Source organism: Leifsonia sp. Y878 (assembly GCF_057669685.1).
Genome location: NZ_JBYHFS010000007.1, coordinates 1 through 798, shown reverse-complemented (window position 1 = coordinate 798; position 798 = coordinate 1). Strand labels below are relative to the sequence as shown.

Here is a 798-nt window from a genome sequence, read left to right as displayed (position 1 = left end):
GAGACGCTCGCTGGCGCTCGCTCCTCGACCACCGGGGGTGGGTTCAAGCGGAGAAAATGTGACACGCCGCGCGCAGGTGCCGGTTGCGCCCGGCGTGTCGCAAAAACTCCGCCCGAAGTGACATCGGGCGGCCTCTTCCACCAGCGGGGCGCACGATACCGTTGCCCGATATGAATGACTCCCCCATCTCGATCAGGCCGTTCGTCGCTGCCGACGGCGCTGCGACGCTCGGTGTCTTCCTGCGCGCGATCAGGGTGTCGGCCTCTGAGCACTACGACGCGCAGCAGATCGCGGCGTGGGCCTCCGACGACATCGATCAGGTCGTCTGGACGACGAGGCGGTCAGCCTCGAACACCTGGGTCGCTGAGCGAGCAGGATCGGTCATCGGTTTCACCGATATCGACAACGCCGGGCATATCGACATGATGTTCGTCGACCCGGATGCCGGCAGACGTGGAGTCGCCAGCGCGTTGCTTGCCCGCATGAAGTCAATTGCACACGCCAATGGGATCACCACCCTCACCGTCGAAGCGAGCGTCACAGCGCGCCCCTTCTTCGAGCATCACGGCTTCGAGGTGGTGCGTGCGCAGCGCGTCGAACGTCGAGGCGCGTCCCTCACGAACTTCCTCATGCAGTGGATGGCGCACTAGCCTGCCTGGCTGGCACTGGAGCTTGGCTGGCACTGGAGGCTGGCTGGCACTGGAGGCTGGCTGGCACTGGAGGCTGGCTGGCAGGCTGGCTGGCACTGGGAGGAGGGTCTCGAGACGCTCGCTGGCGCTCGCTCCTCGACCAGCGGGG

The 798-nt window shown here is 66.2% G+C and carries 1 protein-coding gene; it reads left to right on the top strand.

The features are described 5' to 3' along the window. Window positions 1-170 precede the first annotated feature (170 nt). On the top strand, window positions 171-650 hold the full coding sequence (locus AC25Y4_RS16915; RefSeq protein ID WP_488121612.1) for a GNAT family N-acetyltransferase: 480 nt from the start codon (window positions 171-173) through the stop codon (window positions 648-650). Window positions 651-798: the final 148 nt, after the last annotated feature.

Bases quoted from the DNA above. Each gene is read 5' to 3' on its own strand.
- AC25Y4_RS16915 (WP_488121612.1), top strand. From the start codon at position 171: ATGAATGACTCCCCCATCTCGATCAGGCCGTTCGTCGCTGCCGACGGC.